The organism is Pseudomonas sp. IT-P253, assembly GCF_949768125.1.
Taxonomy (GTDB): Bacteria; Pseudomonadota; Gammaproteobacteria; order Pseudomonadales; family Pseudomonadaceae; genus Aquipseudomonas.
The window spans coordinates 318,885-338,927 of record NZ_CATKPT010000033.1; the positions used below are offsets into that span (position 1 = coordinate 318,885).

Consider the following 20,043-nt stretch of genomic DNA (forward strand, 5'->3'; position numbering starts at 1 on the left):
TTAGTTTATTAATTTTTTATACATGTTTAGGGTATATAAACCGGACCACCGGACATTCTTGTTTTTAGTTCGCCGCCACCCTCGCGGCGACCCCATGAGATGTGAGGTAGGTATGGTCCGGAACACAATCACCCCAGTGCAAATCGCCAGGGCATTGCGTGCAGCCACGGAGCGGCACTGATGTCCAGTCTGGCAGATGCAATCGTTCAGAGTGATCTGGACATCGCCCCGTTGTTGTTGCCCGCACAGGTTTTGCGCAACGACGCTCAAGCCATCAAGGCCGCCCATGAGCTGGCGCAAGCCGCCCGCCTGCAAGCGGCCAAACGCGATCAGCAGCGCAAGCTGCCATGGGCGGAAATCGAACAGTTCACCCGCAGCGGTCTGGGCAGCATTGCCATCCCGCTCGAGTACGGTGGCCCGCAGGTTTCGTTCGTGACCCTTGCCGACGTCTTCGCGATCATTTCCGCGGCGGACCCGGCACTGGGACAGATCCCGCAGAACCAGTTCGGCATTCTTAATCTGGTGCTTGGCAGCGCCACTGAAGCGCAGAAAAAACAGCTGTTCAAAAGCGTCCTCGAAGGCTGGCGCATCGGTAACGCGGGACCCGAGCGCGGCACCAAAAACACCCTTGAACTCAAGGCGCGGATCACGGCTGATGGCGATGGTTTTGTCATCAATGGCCAGAAGTTCTACTCCACTGGCGCGCTGTTCGCTCACTGGGTTGCAGTCAAAGCGCTGAACGACGAAGGCAAGCAAGTCCTGGCCTTCGTTCGCCGTGGCACGCCAGGTTTGCGCATCGTTGATGACTGGTCGGGCTTCGGTCAACGCACCACCGCCAGCGGCACTGTTTTGCTCAACAACGTGCGGGTCGATGCCGAGCTGGTGGTGGATAACTGGAAGATCAACGACACGCCGAATATTCAGGGCGCGGTGTCGCAGCTGATTCAAGCGGCCATTGATGCCGGTATCGCTCGTGGTGCCATCGACGACGCTATCGCGTTCGTGAAAACCCGTGCGCGGCCATGGATCGACGCGAAGGTCGAACGCGCCAGTGATGACCTCTACGTCATCGCCGACATCGGCAAACTGAAGATCGAACTGCATGCCGCCGAAGCACTACTGCGCAGGGCCGGGCAAGTGCTCGATCAGGTCAACGCCGCGCCGCTCACCGCCGAGTCCGCTGCCCGCGCTTCGATTGCCGTGGCGGAAGCCAAAGTGCTGACCACCGAGATTTCGCTACTGGCCAGCGAAAAGCTTTTCGAGCTGGCCGGCAGCCGCGCCACCCTCGCCGAATTCAACCTCGACCGCCACTGGCGCAACGCTCGCGTGCACACGCTGCACGACCCGGTGCGCTGGAAATATCACGCCGTCGGCGCTTACCACCTGAACGGCACTCTGCCCGCTCGCCACTCCTGGATTTAACGACCAGAACACTTTTGATCAGATCTCTGGAGAAACACATGACAAGTTCTCACCACGTCGCGGTCATCACCAGCGATGAGCAAGCCCTGATTGTCGCCAGTGACCTGGCCGAAGATTTCAAACGTGACAGCGCCCTGCGCGACCGCGAACGCCGTTTGCCGTACCCGGAACTGGAAGTGTTTTCCCGTTCGGGTCTTTGGGGCATCAGCGTGCCCAAGGCGTACGGCGGTGCCGGGGTTTCCAATGTCACCCTGGCCAAGGTAATCGCCTTAATTGCCCAGGCTGACGGCTCCCTTGGCCAAATCCCGCAAAACCATTTCTATGCCCTTGAAGTGCTGCGGGTGAATGGCAGCGAAGAACAGAAAAAACGCCTGTATGCCGACGTGTTGGCCGGCCAGCGTTTCGGCAATGCCCTCGCAGAACTCGGTACAAAAACCGCCCACGATCGCGTCACCAGCCTGAAGCGCGACGGTGAGGGTTATCGCATCAACGGCCGCAAGTTCTACGCCACCGGCGCGATTTACGCCCAGCGCATCCCGACCTCGGTGGTGGATGAAAACGGCGTGCAGCAATTGGCGTTTGTGCCGCGTAACAGCAAAGGCCTGACCGTCATCGATGACTGGAGCGGCTTCGGCCAGCGCACCACCGGCAGCGGTTCGGTGGTGTTCGAAGACGTCTACGTCGCAGCCGCAGACGTGATCGCGTTTCAAAGTGCTTTCGAGCGCCCGACCACTGTCGGCCCGTTGGCGCAGATTCTCCACGCCGCCATCGATACCGGCATCGCCCGCGCCGCCTACGAAGATGCGCTGCACTTCGTGCGTACCAAAACCCGGCCGTGGATCGATTCCGGCAATGACAAAGCCACCGAAGACCCGCTGACGATCAAGAGCTTCGGCCACTTGAGCATTCGCCTGCACGCCTCCGAAGCGTTGCTGGAACGCGCCGGTGAGTTCCTCGACAAGGCCCAGGCCGAGCCCAGCGCCGAGACCGTCGCTGCCGCGTCGATTGCCGTCGCCGAAGCCCGCGCCATCAGCACTGAAATCTCCCTCGCCGCTGGCAGCACGTTGTTCGAACTGGCCGGCAGCCAGGCGACGCTGACCGAGCACGGCCTGGATCGCCACTGGCGCAACGCACGGGTGCACACCCTGCACGACCCGGTGCGCTGGAAGTATCACGCCGTCGGCCATTACTACCTCAACGATGAAAACCCGCCACTGCGGGGGACCATTTGATGGCTGCAGCGAAAAAGAAGATCCTGCTCAACGCGTTCAACATGAACTGCATCGGGCACATCAATCATGGCCTGTGGACGCATCCACGGGACAACTCCACCCAATACAAAACCATCGAATACTGGACCGAACTGGCGCAATTGCTGGAGCGCGGGTTGTTCGACGGCTTGTTCATCGCCGATATCGTCGGGGTCTACGACGTCTACCAGCATTCGGTCGAAGTGCCGCTGAAAGAGTCGATCCAGCTGCCGGTCAACGACCCGCTGCTGCTGGTTTCGGCCATGGCGGCCGTCACCAAAAACCTTGGCTTCGGCCTCACTGCCAACCTCACTTACGAACCGCCGTACCTGTTCGCCCGCCGCCTGTCGACCCTCGATCATTTAAGCCGTGGGCGGGTTGGCTGGAACATCGTCACCGGCTACCTCGACAGCGCCGCGAAAGCCATGGGCCTGAGCGAGCAGGTCGAACATGACCGTCGTTACGACCAGGCCGATGAATACCTCGAAGTGCTCTACAAACTCTGGGAGGGCAGTTGGGAAAACGACGCGGTGCTCAACGATCCGCAGCAACGCATCTATGCGCAGCCGGCGAAAGTGCACAAGGTCGAGCACAAGGGCGAGTTTTATCAGGTCGAGGGTTATCACCTCTGCGAGCCTTCACCGCAGCGTACGCCGGTGCTGTTTCAGGCCGGCAGTTCGGAGCGCGGTTTGCAGTTCGCCGGGCGCCATGCCGAGTGCGTATTCATCAGCGGCCAGAGCAAACCGTCGACCAAGGTTCAGGTGGACAACGTCCGCGCCAGCGCCGTCGAGGCTGGGCGCAATCCCGAGGACATCAAGGTGCTCATGGGACTGAACGTGATTGTCGGCGCCACCGAAGCGCTCGCCTGGGCCAAGCACGCCGAGTACTTGAGCTATGCCAGTGCCGAGGCCGGCGTGGCACATTTTTCGGCGTCGACCGGGATCGACTTCTCCGAGTACGCCATCGACGAACCGATCCAGTACGTGAAGAGCAACGCGATCCAGTCGGCGACCAGGAACCTGCAAAACAATGACTGGACCCGGCGCAAATTGCTCGAGCAACACGCACTCGGTGGTCGCTACATCACGGTCGTTGGTTCGCCAGAACAGGTGGCGGATGAGCTGGAATCGTGGATCGCCGAAACCGGGCTGGACGGCTTCAACCTGACGCGGATTGTCACACCGGAAAGTTATGTGGATTTCATTGATTTGGTCATTCCCGAGTTGCAGCGTCGTGGGTCGTACAAGACCGCTTATGACAACGGCAGCCTGCGGGAAAAGCTGTTTCACGCAGAGGCGCATTTGCCACCTCAACACACCGGATCGATTTACCGGCGCTAAAAGCTTCGCGAGCAGGCTCGCTCCCACAGGGATTGTGTGAACACCAAAAATCCACTGTGGGAGCGAGCCTGCTCGCGAAGAGGCCCGCCCAAACACACCAAATTTATGCACTGACTGGAAAAATCACCATGACCAAGAAACTGTTAACTCACCCAGTCAAAGCACTGGCCCTGGCCCTAGGCCTCTTCAGCTCCATCACCTTCGCCGCCGACGCGCCGCTGAAAGTCGGCACCACCGCGGCCTTCGCCATTCCGTTGGAAGCAGCGGTAGAAGAAGCCCACAAACAAGGCTTGAAAGTCGAGCTCGTGGAGTTCAGCGACTGGATCGCCCCCAACGTCAGCCTCGCCGCCGGCGACATCGACGTGAACTACTTCCAGCACGTCCCGTTTCTGGAAAACGCCAAAGCCGCCGCCGGTTTTGACTTGGTCCCGTTCGCACCGGGGATCATTAACAACGTCGGCCTCTACTCGAAGAAATACAAAAGCTTCGACGAGCTGCCGGAAGGCGCCAGCGTGGCCATCGCCAATGACCCGATCAACAGCGGGCGTGGCCTGCAACTGCTGGCGAAAGCGGGCCTGATCAGCCTCAAGCCGGGTGTTGGCTACAAGGCCACCGAAGAAGACATCATCGCCAACCCGAAGAACATCAAAATCCTCCAGGTCGAAGCCGTGCAACTGGTACGCGCCTATGACGACGCCGATCTGGTCCAGGGTTACCCGGCCTACATCCGCCTGTCGAAGACCTTCGACGCCGGCTCTGCCCTGCTGTTCGACGGCCTCGATCACAAGGAATACGTGATCCAGTTCGTGATCCAGCCAAAAAGCAAAACCGACCCGCGCCTGATCAAATTCGTCGACATCTACCAGCACTCACCCGCCGTTCGCGCAGCCCTGGATAAAGCCCACGGCAAGCTCTATCAAGCCGGCTGGGAAAGCTGAGCATGACGGCCGCCACCCAACGGCGACTGGAAATTCCAGAGCCCCACAACGCTAAACAGACCGAACTACATCCCGAGCTCAACCGCGCTCATGTGCGCTTCATCGGCCTGGGCAAAACCTACAATGGCCAGCAAGGTCCGGTGGCCGCGCTGCATGGCATCGACCTGGCGATCCAGCGCGGTGAAGTGTTCGGCATCATCGGCCGCAGCGGCGCTGGCAAGTCGTCGCTGATCCGCACCATCAACCGCCTCGAACAACCGAGCAGCGGCCGCGTGCTGATTGATCAAGTGGACATCGGCGAGTTCGATGAAGACCGCCTGGTGGCGCTACGCCGCCGGATCGGCATGATCTTCCAGCACTTCAATTTGATGTCGGCCAAGACGGTTTGGCAGAACGTCGAGTTGCCGCTGAAAGTCGCCGGCGTGCCCAAGGAAAAACGCGAACAGAAGGTTCGTGAACTGCTGGAGCTGGTCGGCTTGCAAGCGAAACACAAGGCCTACCCGGCGCAGCTGTCCGGCGGGCAGAAACAGCGCGTCGGCATCGCCCGCGCCTTGGTGCACGACCCGGCGATTCTGCTGTGCGACGAAGCCACGTCGGCGCTGGACCCGGAGACCACGCAATCGATCCTCGGCCTGCTGCGCGAGATCAATCAACGCCTGGGCCTGACCATCGTGTTGATCACTCACGAGATGGCGGTGATTCGCGACATCTGTGATCGGGTGGTCGTTCTGGAGCACGGTAGAATCGTCGAGCAAGGGCCGGTCTGGGAAGTCTTTGGCAACCCGCAGCACGAGGTCAGCAAAACCTTGCTGGCACCCTTGCAACATGCGCTGCCGCAAGAGCTGCAAAGCCGCTTACAGGCGCAACCACAGACTTCGGACGCTGCCGTGGTGCTTCGGTTGCAATTCACCGGCAGCGCCACGGACGAACCGGATCTGGCCGCGCTGTTCGCCGCCCTCGGCGGTCGTGTGCGCTTGCTGCAAGGCGGCGTGGAGCGGATTCAGGGCCATGCCCTCGGGCAATGGCTGCTGGCGGTGACCGGCTCGTCCCTCGGCGCCGAGGCATTGCGTCAACGCGCCGGCCACTGGGCGCAACAGGTGGAGGTGCTGGGCTATGTGGTTTGATCGCTTGCTGCAAGGCTTCATCGACACGTTTTTGATGGTCGGCGTGTCGTCGCTGATCGCGCTGCTGGCGGGCATTCCGTTGGCGGTGATTCTGGTCACCAGCGCCAAGGGCGGCATCTACGAAGCGCCGGCGCTGAACCGCGCATTGGGCGCGTTCGTGAACCTGTTCCGCTCCATTCCGTTTTTGATTTTGATGGTGGCGCTGATTCCGTTTACCCGGTTGATTGTCGGGACCACGTATGGCGTCTGGGCGGCCGTGGTGCCGCTGACCATTGCCGCCACACCGTTCTTTGCGCGCATCGCCGAAGTCAGTTTGCGCGAGGTTGATCACGGCTTGATCGAAGCGGCACAAGCCATGGGCTGTCGTCGCGGGCACATCGTCTGGCATGTGCTGTTGCCGGAAGCGCTGCCGGGGATTGTCGGCGGGTTCACCATCACGCTGGTGACCATGATCAACTCGTCGGCCATGGCCGGGGCGATTGGTGCGGGTGGGCTGGGTGACATTGCTTATCGGTATGGGTATCAGCGGTTTGATAGCCAGATCATGTTGACGGTGATTGTATTGCTGGTGGTGTTGGTGGCGATGATTCAACTGGGCGGGGACAGATTGGCCCGGGGCCTGAACAAACGCTGATGGAAATGGCAGCCGCAACGCACACCTTGTAGCAGCCTGCGTTCGGCTACTGTAGGAGCGAGGCTTGCCCGCGAAGGCGTCAGTTCTGACACCCCGCGTTATCGTTCTTCGCGAGCAAGCTTCGCTCCTACAGTTGATTGTCAGCGAACACACAATTTGTGTGCGGCGCGATTCAGTTTGGGAGCGGGCTTGCTCGCGAATGGCTGCGAAGCAGCCACCGGCCTCTTGGCGTATATTCGGCGAATCCCCATTGCCTGCGCAGCCAACCATGAAACAGACCCCCGACGACCTCGAGCAGATCACTTCCACCACCCTGGGCCATTACAACTCGGTGGCCGAAGATTTTCGTGAAGGGACTCGCGATCACGATGTCAGCCAGAACATCGATGCGTTGTTGCGGCACATTCAGGGCGAGGCGCCGTTCAGCATTCTCGACTTCGGCTGCGGTCCCGGGCGCGATTTGCAAACGTTCACGCGCATGGGGCACACGGCTGTCGGGCTGGATGGCTCGGAGAAGTTCGCGCAGATGGCTCGCGAGGACAGTGGTTGTGAGGTGTGGCAACAGGACTTCCTGAAGCTTGATCTGCCGGATGAGCGTTTCGACGGGATTTTTGCCAATGCGGTGCTGTTTCATATTCCGCGCCAGGAGTTGCCTCGGGTGTTGAAGCAATTGCGCGGGGCGTTGAAACCGGGTGGTGTGTTGTTCAGCTCCAATCCCCGGGGTGAGAATCAGGAGGGGTGGAATGGACCGCGTTATGGCGCGTATCACGATTTGCAGGCGTGGCAGGCACTGCTGACCGAAGCGGGGTTTGTGGAGCTGGAGCATTACTACCGGCCAGCGGGACTGCCGCGGGAGCAACAGCCTTGGTTGGCGAGTGTTTGGCGTAAGGCTGTTTAGTCAGGCGGGGGCCCCTTCGCGAGCAGGCTCGCTCCCACAGGGAACCGGATTTGCCTGAACGCCTCGGTCAACTGTGGGAGATTCTATGTTGCCCCGCAACACTGAACTTTCAGGCTGATAGGTATTTGCTCTGATTTTTCATCAGGGCAAATACCGCCCGGCCAGCTTGCTGGTGGACCGCGATGGCCCGATGATCCGCGCGCGTGCGGATCGCGGCTGGGACGTACTGGCCCAGCACACACCAAACTTCGACAGCCTGTTCGATCAGGTCGGCAGTTTTCGCACTTCGCCGGAAGTCCTGCAGATGCGTGAGTTCATCCGTCGCTGGCGCTTCTACGATCACTTTCGCAGCGACACGGATGCCCCGGTCCGCCAACCGCAACTGGGCACCCGCACACCGGTGTTGCAACGGATCTGTTACCGGCGTTGGCGCGGTTGATTATCCGGGCGTCGGAGCAGTGTCAGGTGGGGGTGGTTTCTCATGCACGGCGATTGATTTCAGCGTTGCAGGAGGATCCGGAATGCAACTGCATTGTGCTGGAGAAAAACTTCGGCCAGACCGGGGTCGTCGGGCAGCGGATGCTGGATGAGCCGGCGTGGTATTGGCCGGATTAAGAGCAGCAGCCCAATATCGTTAAAGACTATTGATATCACGCAAAAAAACCATCCTGCGGATTTGCCGAGGCGGCGCAAGACGACTATTTTCCTTTGTGCTGCAGGAGGGATATTTATTTCAGAACGCCCCTCCAAGGACGTACAGCTTTTGGCCAGACTCCCCCGGCCGAACCTCACAAGGAAGAGAAAATGGCTGACGGAAAAATGCCAGAACGGATGAATCCACAGGACATCGTGAAGTGGCTGATAGCGTTGCACAGGGCGTTGAAGACCAGGGTGACCTGAACCGGAAAAAGTAAAATTTTCCGGGCGCAAAAAAACGCCGACGCTATCGAAAGCCGTCGGCGTTTGAAACCTTGAACGGGTTTACCTCGCGAATCAGAACGCTGGCAGTACCGCGCCGTTGTACTTCTTCTCGATGAAGGCTTTCACTTCAGGACTGGTCAATGCTTTGGCCAGTTTCTGGATTGCTACGCTGTCCTTGTTGTCCGGACGAGCCACCAGGAAGTTCACGTAAGGCGAATCGGCACCTTCAATCACCAGAGCATCTTTAGCCGGGTTCAGGCCTGCTTCCAACGCGTAGTTGGTGTTGATCATGTCCAGGTCGACCTGGTCCAGAACACGCGGCAGCATGGCCGATTCCAGTTCCTTGAACTTGAAGTTGTGCGGGTTCTTGGCGATGTCTTTCGGGGTAGCCAGGGCGTTTTTCGGGTCTTTCAACTCAATCAGGCCGGCCTTCTGCAGCAGGATCAGGGCACGACCGCTGTTGCTGCCTTCGTTCGGGATCGCGATGGTCGCGCCGTCTTTGAGCTCAGCCAGGGTTTTGACTTTCTTCGAATAGCCACCGAAGGGTTCAACGTGCACACCGATCACGGTGACCAGGTTAGTGCCTTTGCCTTCGTTGAAGCTTTTCAGGTAGGGCAGGGTCTGGAAGTAGTTGGCGTCCAGACGCTTCTGGTCGACCTGCACGTTCGGCTGAACGTAGTCGGTGAAGACTTTGATTTCCAGGTCCACGCCTTCTTTGGCAAGGGTGGGTTTGATCAGTTCCAGAATCTCGGCGTGTGGAATCGGGGTCGCCGCGACCACCAGTTTCTCACCGGCCTGGGCCAGGCCCGCGGTTAGGGCAGCCGCCAATGCGGTGAACAACAGAACCTTTTTCATGCAGTGTCCTTATCGAAAATCACGGTCGTCATCGACGACGGCTTCAAGTACGTGTGCCAGTGAAGTGCTATCGCTGGCGTGACGCGGACAATACCGGGATTTTATATTCCCGAATAATATCTTTTATTCACTTTCATATTCCATTTTGTTCAGACAGCTTGCTTGCCGCGTTATCGTTGACGTCCATTGCGAGCAAGCTCGCTCCTACCAGTAGCTTTTTCAGGGCTGCTTGCTCGGTGGCGGTGCCTTTGCTGAGGATGTGCTTGAGTTGCTGCTCGATCTGCCCCAGCGATACAGGCGTCTCAGGCAGATTCAAATGCTCCGGCAGAATCTCGTCGCCGGTGCTTACCAATAAGGCAAAGTGAATGACGTTTTCCAACTCTCGGGTGTTGCCCGGCCAACTGTGTCGCTCCAGCACAAGCTGCGCCGCCTCGCTGATCAGCGGTACCGGCAGGTCCAGGCGCTGGCTATAGATGCCGAGGAAATATTCAGCCAGCGGCAAAATATCGCCCACCCGTTCACGCAAGGCCGGCAATTCGAGCTGGCCTTCGCTGAGGTAGTGGTAGAGCCGCTCGTGGAATTTGCCGGCGGCCACCGCTTGGGCCAGATCAATGCTGGTGGCGGCCACCAGGCGCACGTCTACCGGGCTCGGTTGGTGCGCGCCGACGCGAGTGACTTCATGGTTTTCCAGGGCGGCGAGCAATTTGTTCTGGATGGGCAAAGGCAAGTCGCCGATCTCATCCAGATAAAGCGTGCCGCCGTTGGCCGAACCGAACCAGCCCGCACGACTGCTGGCCGAACCGCTGTAACTGCCGGCGGCATAACCGAACAATTCGGCATCGGCGTAAGTCGGACTGATGGCCCCGCAATTGACCGAGACGAACAACCCGCTGCGATCACTGGCGCGGTGGATGTGGCGCGCCAGCAACTCCTTGCCGGTGCCGGTTTCACCGCGAATCAATACCGAGATCGCGCGCGGGGCCAATTGCTCCAGCTCCTGGCGCAATTGCCGAGAGCGCGGATCGACGAACACCAGCGCCTTGGCGCGGATGCTCAGGGGACTTTTTTCTGCGTCGGGAAAGGTCAGCAATGGCTGACCGAAGGCTTCAAGACTCATGGCAGACTCCCGCCCAAAACCGCCGGGAGACGGGTAGGCGTTTAAAAAAAGATAAGGTTCAAGCGCGGCGCAAGGCGTGATGTTCCATGCGGTTTTGCAGGCGATAGAGGTAGGCAAAACCCTGCTCCCAACGCTGGTGACCGGACTTCACGTTGATGTGTCCGGCTCCCGACAAAATCCCCGCTTCGGCGCCCCAGTTGCGTGCCAATTCCATTGCCCGCGGTGCACTTACGGCGCTGTCGTTATCAGAGCTGACCACCTGACTCGGGAACGGCAAAAGATTGGTTGGAATCGGGGCAAAGTTACGCAGGGCTGGCGCGCAGGCCGCACGCTCGACGTCCGCCGGTGCGACCAGCAATGCACCGCGAACCTGACGCAAAAACGGCACAGGCGCGGTGGCCGCCCAATGGGCGACAGTGATGCAACCCAGGCTGTGGGCAATCAGGATCACCGGCGTGCTGTCGGTGGCAATCGCCTCGGCCAGCGCCGCGACCCAGTCTTCCCGGCGAGGGGTCAGCCAATCGGCCTGCTCCACCCGTGCGCTGTTCGGCAGGCTGTTCTGCCAGTGGCTTTGCCAATGATCGTCTGGCGATCCTTGCCAGCCCGGCACAATCAGGTAGCGAATTGATTCGTTGCGCATGGGGGAACTCTCCTGCTGCGTGTCTGTTCCCGAGCAAGTATAGGGAGGAGAGTTATATTCGTTAAGGAATAAGAAGCTATTTGTTAAGATCAATATAGAATATGTAGGAGCGAGCTTGCTCGCTCCTACAGGGAGGGGTTTGGTGTTTCTCCAGACAAAAAAAGGGACCGCACCCTGCCAAGGAGACGGCCCCGGAAACTCAAAATCTGTGAGCGCTGATCAACATCGCTGGAGGCAATGATTGGCTGAAACGCTTATCCTTTAAAGGAATATTTAATAACATTAATAGACGATAAACGCATATACCCATCAGCTGCACGATGAATGCCTTGGTCATACCTTATCGGCCCTTTGGGTCAGATTGATGACGGATGAGTTTGCGGTGCACTTGTCACGCCTGAGTAGCTTGAGCCTCCAAGACCTCCGTTGCTTCCTTGCGCACAAACCGGTTCGCCCGGCCAAACGTGCCGAAGTCGTTGAATCGCACACCCATTTCGCGCATCACCTTATGCGCCACGGGCACGGTCATCTGGCGGATATAAAACGGTTCCTTCACCACAAAGTGATGAATCCCGTGGCTGCTGCCGAAGTTGAAGCAGAACGCCTGCAACGGCCACATCCACCAAGGGTTCAACACTTGGGTTTGCTGGATCACATTGCCCGGTTCCACGTCACCGTAGTAGTGCATGTTGGAGCTGACGAAGTGCAGGCAGAAAGTACGCAACACGTTCGGTCCGATGATCACTACCGCGGCGATATCGATCACCTGCATCACCGACAAGGTGGTCGCCGACCATTCGATCGGTGCACCCAGCAGATGGGCGATGCCATTGGCCGCGTGAAAACCGAGAAACACATACCAGGCGCCCCAATGCAGCAGCGCCAGTGGTGCGTAGACCTTCAGGGCGCGCTTGAGGATGTTGATTTTTTGCGTCCAGGTTTTGGCCCGCAGCAGGCGGATGAACGCTGACATCACGTTGTCGCCGACCATCAGCAGCCGTGCGAAACCCCAGGGTTCGCCGTTGGTGATGGCGCGTTCTTCCATGTCGGCTTCGGTGCCGGACACCTTGTGATGATTGAGGTGCAGATGGCGACGGATCCACGGATTGATCGTGCTCGGACGCGCCAGCCAGACCAGCCCCATCATCAGGTTATGCGGCACACGTTGTTTACGAAAGTACATGCTGTGGATCAGGTCGTGCTCCAGTTCGTGAGTCAACGACGCGAAAAATGCGTTCAGCAACAGGCACACCCACCAGGCCATGTGTCCCGTCATGTACAGCGCTGCCGAACCGACCATTGCGGCCAACGCGAAGGCCAGGATGCCCACACCCAGGGCGTCCTGATGATTGAGAATCGGGTAGCGCTGACGCAGTTCGACACCCTTGGCCAATACCACTTCGCGAATATGCGCTGATCGCTGAGCGGCATTCAGTCGCTGGGGACTTGCAGAAGTACCGTGCATGCTTCCATCCTCTGGTTATTGATGTTCGCATCCTGCCCTGAGAACCTTCCCGGGACGGTAGCCGTGAACGCCAACCTGTTGACCGGAAGCGCCAATCAGCATGACTGAACCGACCTCCCTCGCCAGCTGGACCCGCGCCCTGCGCAAGCAACTTGATGCGTTGGGCCTCGACAGCACCGCCCTGTGTCACCAGGCGGGGCTTGATCCGAAATTGATGGACGACCCGAACGCCCGTTACCCGTTGTCCGCCACCACGCGCTTGTGGGAAATCGCCGTACAGGTCAGCGGCGACCCGGCGATTGGCTTGCGCGTTTCGCGTTTCGTCAGCCCCACTACTTTTCATGCGCTCGGTTATGCACTGGTGGCCAGCGGTAGTCTGCGGGAAGTGTTCGAACGCATCGTGCGCTATCACCAGGTGGTCAGTGATGCCCTGGAGCTTGAACTAAGCCGCACCGAGGACCGCTATCGCTTTCGCCTGAAAATTCCGCCCGGCAATCCGGCGCCGGCCTTCGAAGCCATCGATGCCTTTACGGCGATTTACGTGCGCACCTGCCGCAATCGGCTGGGCCGCGAGTACGCGCCGCTGGCGGTGTACCTGCGCCGTCCGGAACCGGCAGACCCGCATCAATGGCACAAAGTCTTCCGCTCGCCGGTGTACTTTTGCGCCGACGAAGACCGACTGGAATTTTCTCTGGAGGATTTCGACAGTCACCTGGATGACGCCAACCCGGAACTGGCCGAGCACAACGAAACCGTGCTCAACCGCACCCTCGCGCAACTCAAGCCCCTGACCTGGGAACGCAAAGTCCGTGACGCCATTGAAGAGCAATTACCGGAAGGCGAGCCCAGCGCCGAACACATCGCCCAGACCCTGCACCTGAGCTTGCGCAGTCTGCAGCGGCATTTGGCGGACGAAGGTTGTCGGTTCGACACGCTGCTCAATGAAAGTCGTGAAAACCTGGCGCTGCTGCACCTGCGCGATCCGCAATGCTCGTTGAGCGAGATCAGTTACCTGCTGGGGTTTGCCGATACGAGCAGCTTCAGCCGCGCGTTCAAGCGCTGGACCGGGATAACACCGGGTCAGTTTCGGGATGGGTTGCGGTGACCGACCCGGACGGTGGGTTGCCTCTTCCGGCCTCTTCGCGGGCAAGCCTCGCTCCTACGGGTCAACGCCGTGATCACGATTGTCGATTAATCCGTAGGAGCGAAGCTTGCTCGCGAAGGCGATTGCCCGGGCACCGCAAAACCTCAGCGCCCCCGATCACGCCGCAACAACTTGCGCGCCCGCGCCACCAGATCGCTCACGGCAAACGGCTTGAGCAGGTAATCGTCTTCATGCAACTCCAGCCCGCGCAGACGATCTTCGATGCCGTCCCTGGTGGTGAGGAGCAGTACCGGCGTTTCGCCGAGCTTGCGGATCTGTTGCAGCAACTGCCAGCCGTTTAGCCCCGGCAACATGACGTCGAGGATGATCAGCTCGTAATCGCCCGTTTCGATAAAGCGGCGGCCGTCCATTCCATTGAGCGCCACATCCACCGAGTAACTCGCCTCGTTCAGGCCGTTGGCCAGGAGTTTGGCGGTCTCCGGCTCGTCTTCCACTAACAGCACACGCATGGCACACCTCGATTGTCGTCGTCACAGGCTAGGCGCCTTCGCAAAGAAAGCCTACCAATACCGGCTAATGCCGGTCAGTTAAGCCATACCGAGATCCGTAGCAGCTGGCGAAGCCTGCGTTCGGCTACTGTAGGAGCGAAGCTTGCTCGCGAAGAACGATAACGCGGTGTGTCAGAACTGACGCCTTCGCGGGCAAGCCTCGCTCCTACAGCCGGACGCAGGCTTCGCCAGCTGCTACACGGTTGCGTTGAGGCTGAAATGTTTAAACCATTGTCAACGCCCGCAGCCGTTCGGCATTCAGAATCTCGATCTCGCCATAGCTGAGGTCGAGGATCCCCTGCCCCTGCAAATCCCTGAGAATCTGGTTGGTGGTCTGGCGCGACAGCGACAGCATTGAAGCGAGCTGCTCCTGCGGCAGTTGCAGCACACGTCGCGGCGGGGCGATTTCGCCGTAACCCTCGGCGATCATCAGCAAGCGATGCGCCAATCTGGCCGGGGCCGGCATCAGGCCCAGCTGCTCGAGGTTGATGAAGGTCATGCGCAGTTTTTGGCTCATCAACAATGCCAACTGCCGCCAGTGCACCGGTTGTTCGTCGAGCAGCGCCAACAGTGCGTTTTGCGGGATGTGCAGCAGGGTGCACGGGCCCACGCCGAACGCATCGTGGGTGCGCATCTGACCGTCGAACAGACAGATTTCACCAAACCAGTGCGGTGGTTCCACCAGACTCAGCAGCGCCTCTTTGCCTTGTTCACTGACCGCGCCGATCCGCACGGCGCCTTCGAGTACCGCATACAAACCGCAGGGTGGATCGCCGCGCTTGAACAGCCGCTGACCCGGCGCCAAGCGCCTCACCTTGGCGACAGCCAGCAGACTATCCTGAAAGGAAACCGGTAAATGGCTGAACCATTGTCCCCACATCAGACGCGAACGCCAAACCTGCATGTCCATGAAAACTCCTGGAGATTGTCGCCTGGCTGACAGAGCGAGCCGTGAACCCGGGGCATGATCACTCACCCTACAGGAGGAACAACAATGAAAAGCCTCGTTGACCATCTCAGTCAATACGCCGCGTATCACCGTGACCCGCGCAACATCGCCAGCCACTTCATTGGGATTCCGCTGATTGTGGTCGCCGTCGCGGTCTTGCTGTCACGCCCGGGATGGGCCGGAGGCTGGCTTTCACCGTCGATGCTGGCCGCACTGGCGTCGGCGTGGTTTTACTTGCGCCTGGAGTGGCGGCTGGGTGTACTGATGACCGCGTTGCTGGGGCTATCTGTGTGGCTCGGTCATGTGTTGGCGGTGCAAGACACGCTGGTGTGGCTGGCGAGCGGTATCGCACTGTTTGTGGTGGGCTGGGCGATCCAGTTTGTCGGGCATCACTATGAAGGGCGCAAACCGGCGTTTGTCGATGATGTGACGGGGTTGATTGTCGGGCCCTTGTTTGTGGTGGCCGAGTTGGCGTTTTTGCTGGGGTTGCGGCGTGACCTCAAAGAGCAGATCGAGGCGCGGGCGGGCGGGGTGCGTCTGCGTCAGAAAAACGCGGCGGCGTAAGACGCCTTCGCGGGCAAGCCTCGCTCCTACAGGGTTATGTGTACGCCATAGAACCCGTGTAGGAGCGAGGCTTGCCCGCGAAGCTTTTGATCTTAGAGGTTGGCGAGTTTCTGCCAGACCTTCGGTTTGAAGAACAGCGTCTCGCCTTTCGCCAACCCGATCAGGCTGTCGTGGTCCTTCACCACTTCAGCTTCGATCAGCTCGCTCTGGCCTTCGACCTTCAATGTCACCCGCGTCGTCGCGCCCAATGGACGGATATCCCGCACTTCGGCCGCGTGGTGATCTTCCAGTTCATGCCGCGACAACGACACTTCGTGCGGGCGGAACAGCACATGATTGTCCTCACCCAGATGCAGCCGATTGGAGTCACCCAGGAAGTGATAGACGAAATCGCTGGCCGGGTATTCGTAGACGTCACCCGGTGAGCCGATCTGCTCGATCACGCCTTTGTTCATCACCACAATCCGGTCGGCCACTTCCATCGCCTCTTCCTGGTCGTGGGTGACGAATACCGAGGTCAGGTTGATGTCTTCGTGCAGCCGCGCCAGCCAGCGACGCAGCTCTTTGCGCACCTTGGCGTCGAGGGCGCCAAAGGGTTCGTCGAGCAGCAGCACCTTCGGTTCCACCGCCAGGGCGCGGGCCAGCGCAATACGCTGACGCTGACCACCCGAAAGCTGCTCCGGGTAGCGATCCGACAGCCAATCCAGTTGCACCATGTTCAGCAGTTCGTGGACTTTGACCGCGATCTGGCTTTCGGATGGGCGCTGGTTTTTCGGCTTCATGCGCAGGCCGAACGCGACGTTATCGAATACCGTCATGTGGCGGAACAGGGCGTAATGCTGGAACACAAAGCCAACGTTGCGATCGCGCACGTCATGGCCGGAAACGTCTTCACCGTGGAACACGATGTTGCCCTGATCCGGGGTTTCGAGGCCGGCGATGATCCGCAACAGCGTGGTTTTGCCGCAACCCGACGGGCCGAGCAACGCCACCAGCTCGCCGCTTTGAATGTCCAGGCTGATGTTGTTCAGCGCCTTGAACGCGTTGAAATTCTTGCTGACGTTACGCACTTCGATCGACATGAATTATTCCTCCGCGGCGCTGGCGCGCAGGCGGTTAATACGATTTTCGCTCCACTGCTTAAGCAGCAGGATGAAGAGCGCCATGATCAGCAACAGGCTCGCTACCGCGAACGCGGCCACGTGGTTGTATTCGTTGTAGAGGATCTCGACGTGCAGCGGCAGGGTGTTGGTCACCCCGCGAATGTGCCCGGAAACCACCGACACCGCACCGAACTCACCCATGGCCCGCGCCGTACACAGCACCACGCCGTAGATCAGGCCCCATTTGATATTGGGAACGGTGACGTGCCAGAACATCTGCCAGCCATTGGCGCCCAGCAACCGCGCGGCTTCTTCTTCCTGAGTGCCCTGCTCTTGCATCAGCGGGATCAACTCGCGCGCCACGAACGGTACGGTGACAAAAATCGTTGCCAGCACAATGCCTGGCAAGGCGAAGACAATCTGGATGTCGTGAGCCTGCAACCACGGCCCGAACAGGCCCTGGGCACCGAACATCAACACGTAGACCAGACCGGCGATGACCGGCGAGACCGAAAACGGCAAGTCGATTAGTGTCACCAACATGCTTTTGCCACGGAACGAGTACTTGCTCACGCACCACGCGGCACTGACACCGAACACCACGTTCAGCGGCACCGAAATCAGCACGGCGATCAGCGTGAGTTTCAGCGCGGACAGCGCGTCCGGTTCGAAGATCGCGGTGAAGAACGCACCGAGGCCCAGCTTCAGGCCTTGGGACACCACGATGAACAGTGGCAGCAACAAAAACAGCGCAAAGATCAGCCAGCCGAGGCCGATGAGGACTCGCCGGGAAGTGGCGCTGCCACGGCGGGCAGCGTTGGCCGAGGAGGCTGCTGCAATAGACGATTGGGACATGTTTTGCGCCTCCTTATGGGGTTTCGATGCGCCGCTGCAGCAAGTTGATCAGCAGCAACAGGACGAAGGAAACCACCAGCATCAGTACACCAATGGAGGTAGCGCCGGTGTAATCGTATTGATCGAGTTTGACCATGATCAGCAGCGGCAAAATCTCGGTTTTCATCGGCATGTTACCGGCGATGAAAATCACCGAACCATACTCGCCGACCCCGCGGGCAAAGGCCAACGCGAAACCGGTCAACCAGGCGGGAAGCAATGCAGGCACCAGAATGTAGCGGAAAACCTGCAATGGTTTGGCACCGAGGCAAGCCGCCGCTTCTTCGACTTCACGCGGGATATCGGCCAATACTGGCTGTACTGTACGTACCACGAATGGAAGCGTTACAAACGTCAGCGCCAGCGTGATGCCGAGGGGGGTGTAGGCAATCTTGAAACCCAGGTCCGCCGCGAACTGACCCACCAGGCCGGTGGAGGCGTACAACGCGGTCAGCGCGATACCGGCCACGGCCGTGGGCAATGCGAACGGCAGGTCGATCATCGCATCGATGATCTTGCGACCCGGGAAGGTATAGCGCACCAGCACCCAGGCCAGCAGCGTGCCGATGATGCCGTTGATGACCGCCGCGTACAGCGCGGTGCCGAAGCTCAGCTTCAACGCCGCCAGCACCCGTGGCGCCGTGACGATTGCCCAGAACTGATCCCAGGTGAGTTGGGCGGCATGCACGAACATCGCCGCCAGTGGAATGAGCACAATCAGGCTGAGGTACACCAAGGTGTAGCCCAGCGTCAGCCCGAAGCCGGGTATGACGGGGGAGATACGACGCGACATAAAAGTCCTTGGTTAAAAAAGCATTCCGCTAAACGCATCAATGTGGGAGCGAGCCTGCTCGCGAAGAGGGAGTATCAGTCAACATCCCTGTCGCCTGAGATACCGCCTTCGCGAGCAGGCTCGCTCCCACCTGTTATGTGCCCAAGCATCAGGCTCGACGTGTGGCGCGGATTACTGCGCCGAGTAAATCTGGTCGAACACACCACCGTCATTGAAGAATTTCGGTTGCGCGGTTTTCCAGCCGCCGAAGTCCTTGTCGATGGTCACCAGGTCCAGTGTCGGGAACTGCTTGGCGTACTTGGCCGCCACTTCCTTGTCACGTGGACGATAGAAGTTTTTCGCTGCGATTTCCTGACCGGCCGGGCTGTACAGATGCTTGAGGTATGCTTGGGCGATCTGTTCATTGCCCTTTTTCTCGGCGTTCTTGTCGACCAAAGCCACTGGCGGTTCAGCAAGGATCGACAGCGAAGGCACGACGATTTCGAACTTGTCAGCACCGCCCTCTTCTTTCAGCGCCAGGAAGGCTTCGTTTTCCCAGGCCAGCAATACGTCGCCCTGACCATTGTTGACGAAGGTAATGGTCGAACCGCGAGCACCGGTGTCCAGCACTGGCACGTGTTTGAACAGGGTTTGCACGTACTCTTTGGCTTTGGCTTCATTGCCGCCGCTGGCTTTCAGGCCATAAGCCCAGGCCGCGAGAAAGTTCCAGCGGGCGCCGCCGGAAGTTTTCGGATTTGGAGTGATGACCGACACGTCATTCTTGACCAGATCGCCCCAGTCCTTGATGCCTTTAGGGTTGCCCTTGCGCACCAGGAACACGATGGTCGAGGTGTAAGGCGTGCTCGCATCCGGCAAACGCGCCTGCCAGTCGGCCGGCAGGGTTTTGCCGAGCCTGGCGATTTCGTCGATGTCACCGGCCAGTGCCAGGGTCACCACGTCAGCGCGCAGACCATCGATCACTGCCCGGCCTTGCTTGCCCGAACCACCATGGGATTGCTGGATTTTCACGTTGTCGCCCGCGTGGTCTTTCTTCCAGAAATTGACGAACTCGGCGTTGTAATCCTGGTACAGCTCACGCGTTGGATCGTACGACACGTTGAGCAGTTCGTAATCCTTGGCAACTGCGGCACCCGCAAAAAGAGCGCTGGCCAGGGCGGCCAAAGCGAAATGACGAATCGACGACATGGTGAAAGCTCCTGGAATTCTTGATTTTCTTATGGATGCGTTGGAATCGGTTGCCTGGCACGACTGTTCGCTTCAGCTCGATTTGCTGGCCGGGTTCTGCAAGCGGAATTTTTCTTTACGTTCGATCTGGACCACCTGGGCGTTGTGCACGGTGATTTCCACTGCGCCAAACCGCAGGTCGCGCAATGCGCTCTGGATTTCACGCAAGATGGCTGCTTCGTCCTGGCCGTCAACGCTACGTAGGGATGCGCTCATGGTGCTGCTCCTTCAACTGAGAGGTTGCCTGGCAGTGGCGGCA

General features: G+C 59.4%; 20 protein-coding genes and 1 pseudogene. 10 read left to right on the top strand and 11 right to left on the bottom strand.

Annotated features, from left to right (window positions below):
* The first annotated feature begins 180 nt into the window (after positions 1-180).
* From ACM6IR_RS18765 to ACM6IR_RS18800, 8 genes and pseudogenes are all read left to right on the top strand, one after another.
* Complete coding sequence (locus ACM6IR_RS18765) at positions 181-1,422, top strand: SfnB family sulfur acquisition oxidoreductase (RefSeq protein ID WP_414909068.1); 1,242 nt, start codon at positions 181-183, stop codon at positions 1,420-1,422.
* Positions 1,423-1,460: 38 nt separating this feature from the next.
* Positions 1,461-2,654: an SfnB family sulfur acquisition oxidoreductase gene (locus ACM6IR_RS18770; protein ID WP_414909069.1), complete on the top strand. Its 1,194-nt coding sequence runs from the start codon at positions 1,461-1,463 to the stop codon at positions 2,652-2,654.
* Complete coding sequence (locus tag ACM6IR_RS18775) at positions 2,654-4,012, top strand: LLM class flavin-dependent oxidoreductase (protein ID WP_414909070.1); 1,359 nt, start codon at positions 2,654-2,656, stop codon at positions 4,010-4,012. Before ACM6IR_RS18770 ends, ACM6IR_RS18775 begins: the two co-directional genes overlap by 1 nt.
* Positions 4,013-4,140: 128 nt before the next feature.
* On the top strand, positions 4,141-4,950 hold the full coding sequence (locus ACM6IR_RS18780; RefSeq protein ID WP_414909071.1) for a MetQ/NlpA family ABC transporter substrate-binding protein: 810 nt from the start codon (positions 4,141-4,143) through the stop codon (positions 4,948-4,950).
* Positions 4,951-4,952: 2 nt separating this feature from the next.
* Complete coding sequence (locus ACM6IR_RS18785; protein WP_414909072.1) at positions 4,953-6,074, top strand: methionine ABC transporter ATP-binding protein; 1,122 nt, start codon at positions 4,953-4,955, stop codon at positions 6,072-6,074.
* The gene (locus tag ACM6IR_RS18790) at positions 6,064-6,708 is read left to right on the top strand and encodes a methionine ABC transporter permease (RefSeq protein ID WP_414909073.1); all 645 of its coding nucleotides are present in this window, start codon (positions 6,064-6,066) and stop codon (positions 6,706-6,708) included. The genes ACM6IR_RS18785 and ACM6IR_RS18790 overlap by 11 nt, the downstream gene beginning before the upstream one ends.
* 268 nt (positions 6,709-6,976) lie before the next feature.
* The gene (locus ACM6IR_RS18795) at positions 6,977-7,606 is read left to right on the top strand and encodes a class I SAM-dependent methyltransferase (RefSeq protein WP_414909074.1); all 630 of its coding nucleotides are present in this window, start codon (positions 6,977-6,979) and stop codon (positions 7,604-7,606) included.
* Positions 7,607-7,757: 151 nt separating this feature from the next.
* A pseudogene (locus ACM6IR_RS18800) lies at positions 7,758-8,221 on the top strand (hypothetical protein); the annotation flags it as partial.
* Between the two features lie 378 nt (positions 8,222-8,599).
* On the opposite strand, the gene ACM6IR_RS18805 reads toward ACM6IR_RS18800, so the two are convergent.
* From ACM6IR_RS18805 to ACM6IR_RS18820, 4 genes are all read right to left on the bottom strand, one after another.
* Positions 8,600-9,382, bottom strand: coding sequence for a MetQ/NlpA family ABC transporter substrate-binding protein (locus ACM6IR_RS18805; protein ID WP_414909075.1), 783 nt, complete (start codon positions 9,380-9,382; stop codon positions 8,600-8,602).
* A 133-nt stretch (positions 9,383-9,515) separates the two neighbouring features.
* Positions 9,516-10,499 (bottom strand): sigma 54-interacting transcriptional regulator, encoded by a 984-nt coding sequence (locus tag ACM6IR_RS18810; protein ID WP_414909076.1) that lies wholly within the window; start codon positions 10,497-10,499, stop codon positions 9,516-9,518.
* A 58-nt stretch (positions 10,500-10,557) separates the two neighbouring features.
* The gene (locus ACM6IR_RS18815) at positions 10,558-11,139 is read right to left on the bottom strand and encodes an alpha/beta hydrolase (protein WP_414909077.1); all 582 of its coding nucleotides are present in this window, start codon (positions 11,137-11,139) and stop codon (positions 10,558-10,560) included.
* Between the two features lie 391 nt (positions 11,140-11,530).
* Positions 11,531-12,604, bottom strand: coding sequence for a fatty acid desaturase (locus ACM6IR_RS18820; RefSeq protein ID WP_414909078.1), 1,074 nt, complete (start codon positions 12,602-12,604; stop codon positions 11,531-11,533).
* A 100-nt stretch (positions 12,605-12,704) separates the two neighbouring features.
* Here ACM6IR_RS18820 and ACM6IR_RS18825 point away from each other — a divergent pair, with 100 nt between their 5' ends.
* Positions 12,705-13,709 carry an AraC family transcriptional regulator gene (locus tag ACM6IR_RS18825; protein WP_414909079.1) on the top strand — a complete coding sequence of 335 codons (1,005 nt, stop codon included), beginning with the start codon at positions 12,705-12,707 and terminating at the stop codon, positions 13,707-13,709.
* Positions 13,710-13,852: 143 nt separating this feature from the next.
* Here the strand turns inward: ACM6IR_RS18825 and ACM6IR_RS18830 are convergent, their stop codons facing one another.
* Positions 13,853-14,218 carry a response regulator gene (locus tag ACM6IR_RS18830; protein ID WP_414909080.1) on the bottom strand — a complete coding sequence of 122 codons (366 nt, stop codon included), beginning with the start codon at positions 14,216-14,218 and terminating at the stop codon, positions 13,853-13,855.
* A gap of 262 nt (positions 14,219-14,480) precedes the next feature.
* The gene (locus ACM6IR_RS18835) at positions 14,481-15,167 is read right to left on the bottom strand and encodes a Crp/Fnr family transcriptional regulator (protein WP_414909081.1); all 687 of its coding nucleotides are present in this window, start codon (positions 15,165-15,167) and stop codon (positions 14,481-14,483) included.
* A gap of 84 nt (positions 15,168-15,251) precedes the next feature.
* On the opposite strand from ACM6IR_RS18835, the gene ACM6IR_RS18840 reads away from it, so the two are divergent.
* Positions 15,252-15,770, top strand: a complete 519-nt coding sequence (locus tag ACM6IR_RS18840) for a DUF962 domain-containing protein (protein WP_414909082.1) — start codon at positions 15,252-15,254, stop codon at positions 15,768-15,770.
* A 92-nt stretch (positions 15,771-15,862) separates the two neighbouring features.
* On the opposite strand, the gene ACM6IR_RS18845 is transcribed toward ACM6IR_RS18840, so the two are convergent.
* The 5 genes from ACM6IR_RS18845 to oscA all read right to left on the bottom strand — a co-directional run bounded on the left by ACM6IR_RS18845 (position 15,863) and on the right by oscA (position 20,000).
* A complete protein-coding gene (locus tag ACM6IR_RS18845; protein ID WP_414909083.1) occupies positions 15,863-16,852 on the bottom strand; it encodes a sulfate/molybdate ABC transporter ATP-binding protein in 990 nt (329 codons plus the stop codon).
* Between the two features lie 3 nt (positions 16,853-16,855).
* On the bottom strand, positions 16,856-17,728 hold the full coding sequence (gene cysW, locus ACM6IR_RS18850) for a sulfate ABC transporter permease subunit CysW (RefSeq protein WP_414909084.1): 873 nt from the start codon (positions 17,726-17,728) through the stop codon (positions 16,856-16,858).
* 13 nt (positions 17,729-17,741) lie between these two features.
* Positions 17,742-18,560: a sulfate ABC transporter permease subunit CysT gene (gene cysT / locus ACM6IR_RS18855; RefSeq protein ID WP_414909085.1), complete on the bottom strand. Its 819-nt coding sequence runs from the start codon at positions 18,558-18,560 to the stop codon at positions 17,742-17,744.
* A gap of 171 nt (positions 18,561-18,731) precedes the next feature.
* Entirely contained in the window at positions 18,732-19,745 is a 1,014-nt protein-coding gene (locus ACM6IR_RS18860; RefSeq protein WP_414909086.1) for a sulfate ABC transporter substrate-binding protein, read from the bottom strand.
* Between the two features lie 72 nt (positions 19,746-19,817).
* The gene (gene oscA / locus ACM6IR_RS18865) at positions 19,818-20,000 is read right to left on the bottom strand and encodes a sulfur starvation response protein OscA (RefSeq protein WP_414909087.1); all 183 of its coding nucleotides are present in this window, start codon (positions 19,998-20,000) and stop codon (positions 19,818-19,820) included.
* Between the last annotated feature and the right edge of the window lie 43 nt (positions 20,001-20,043).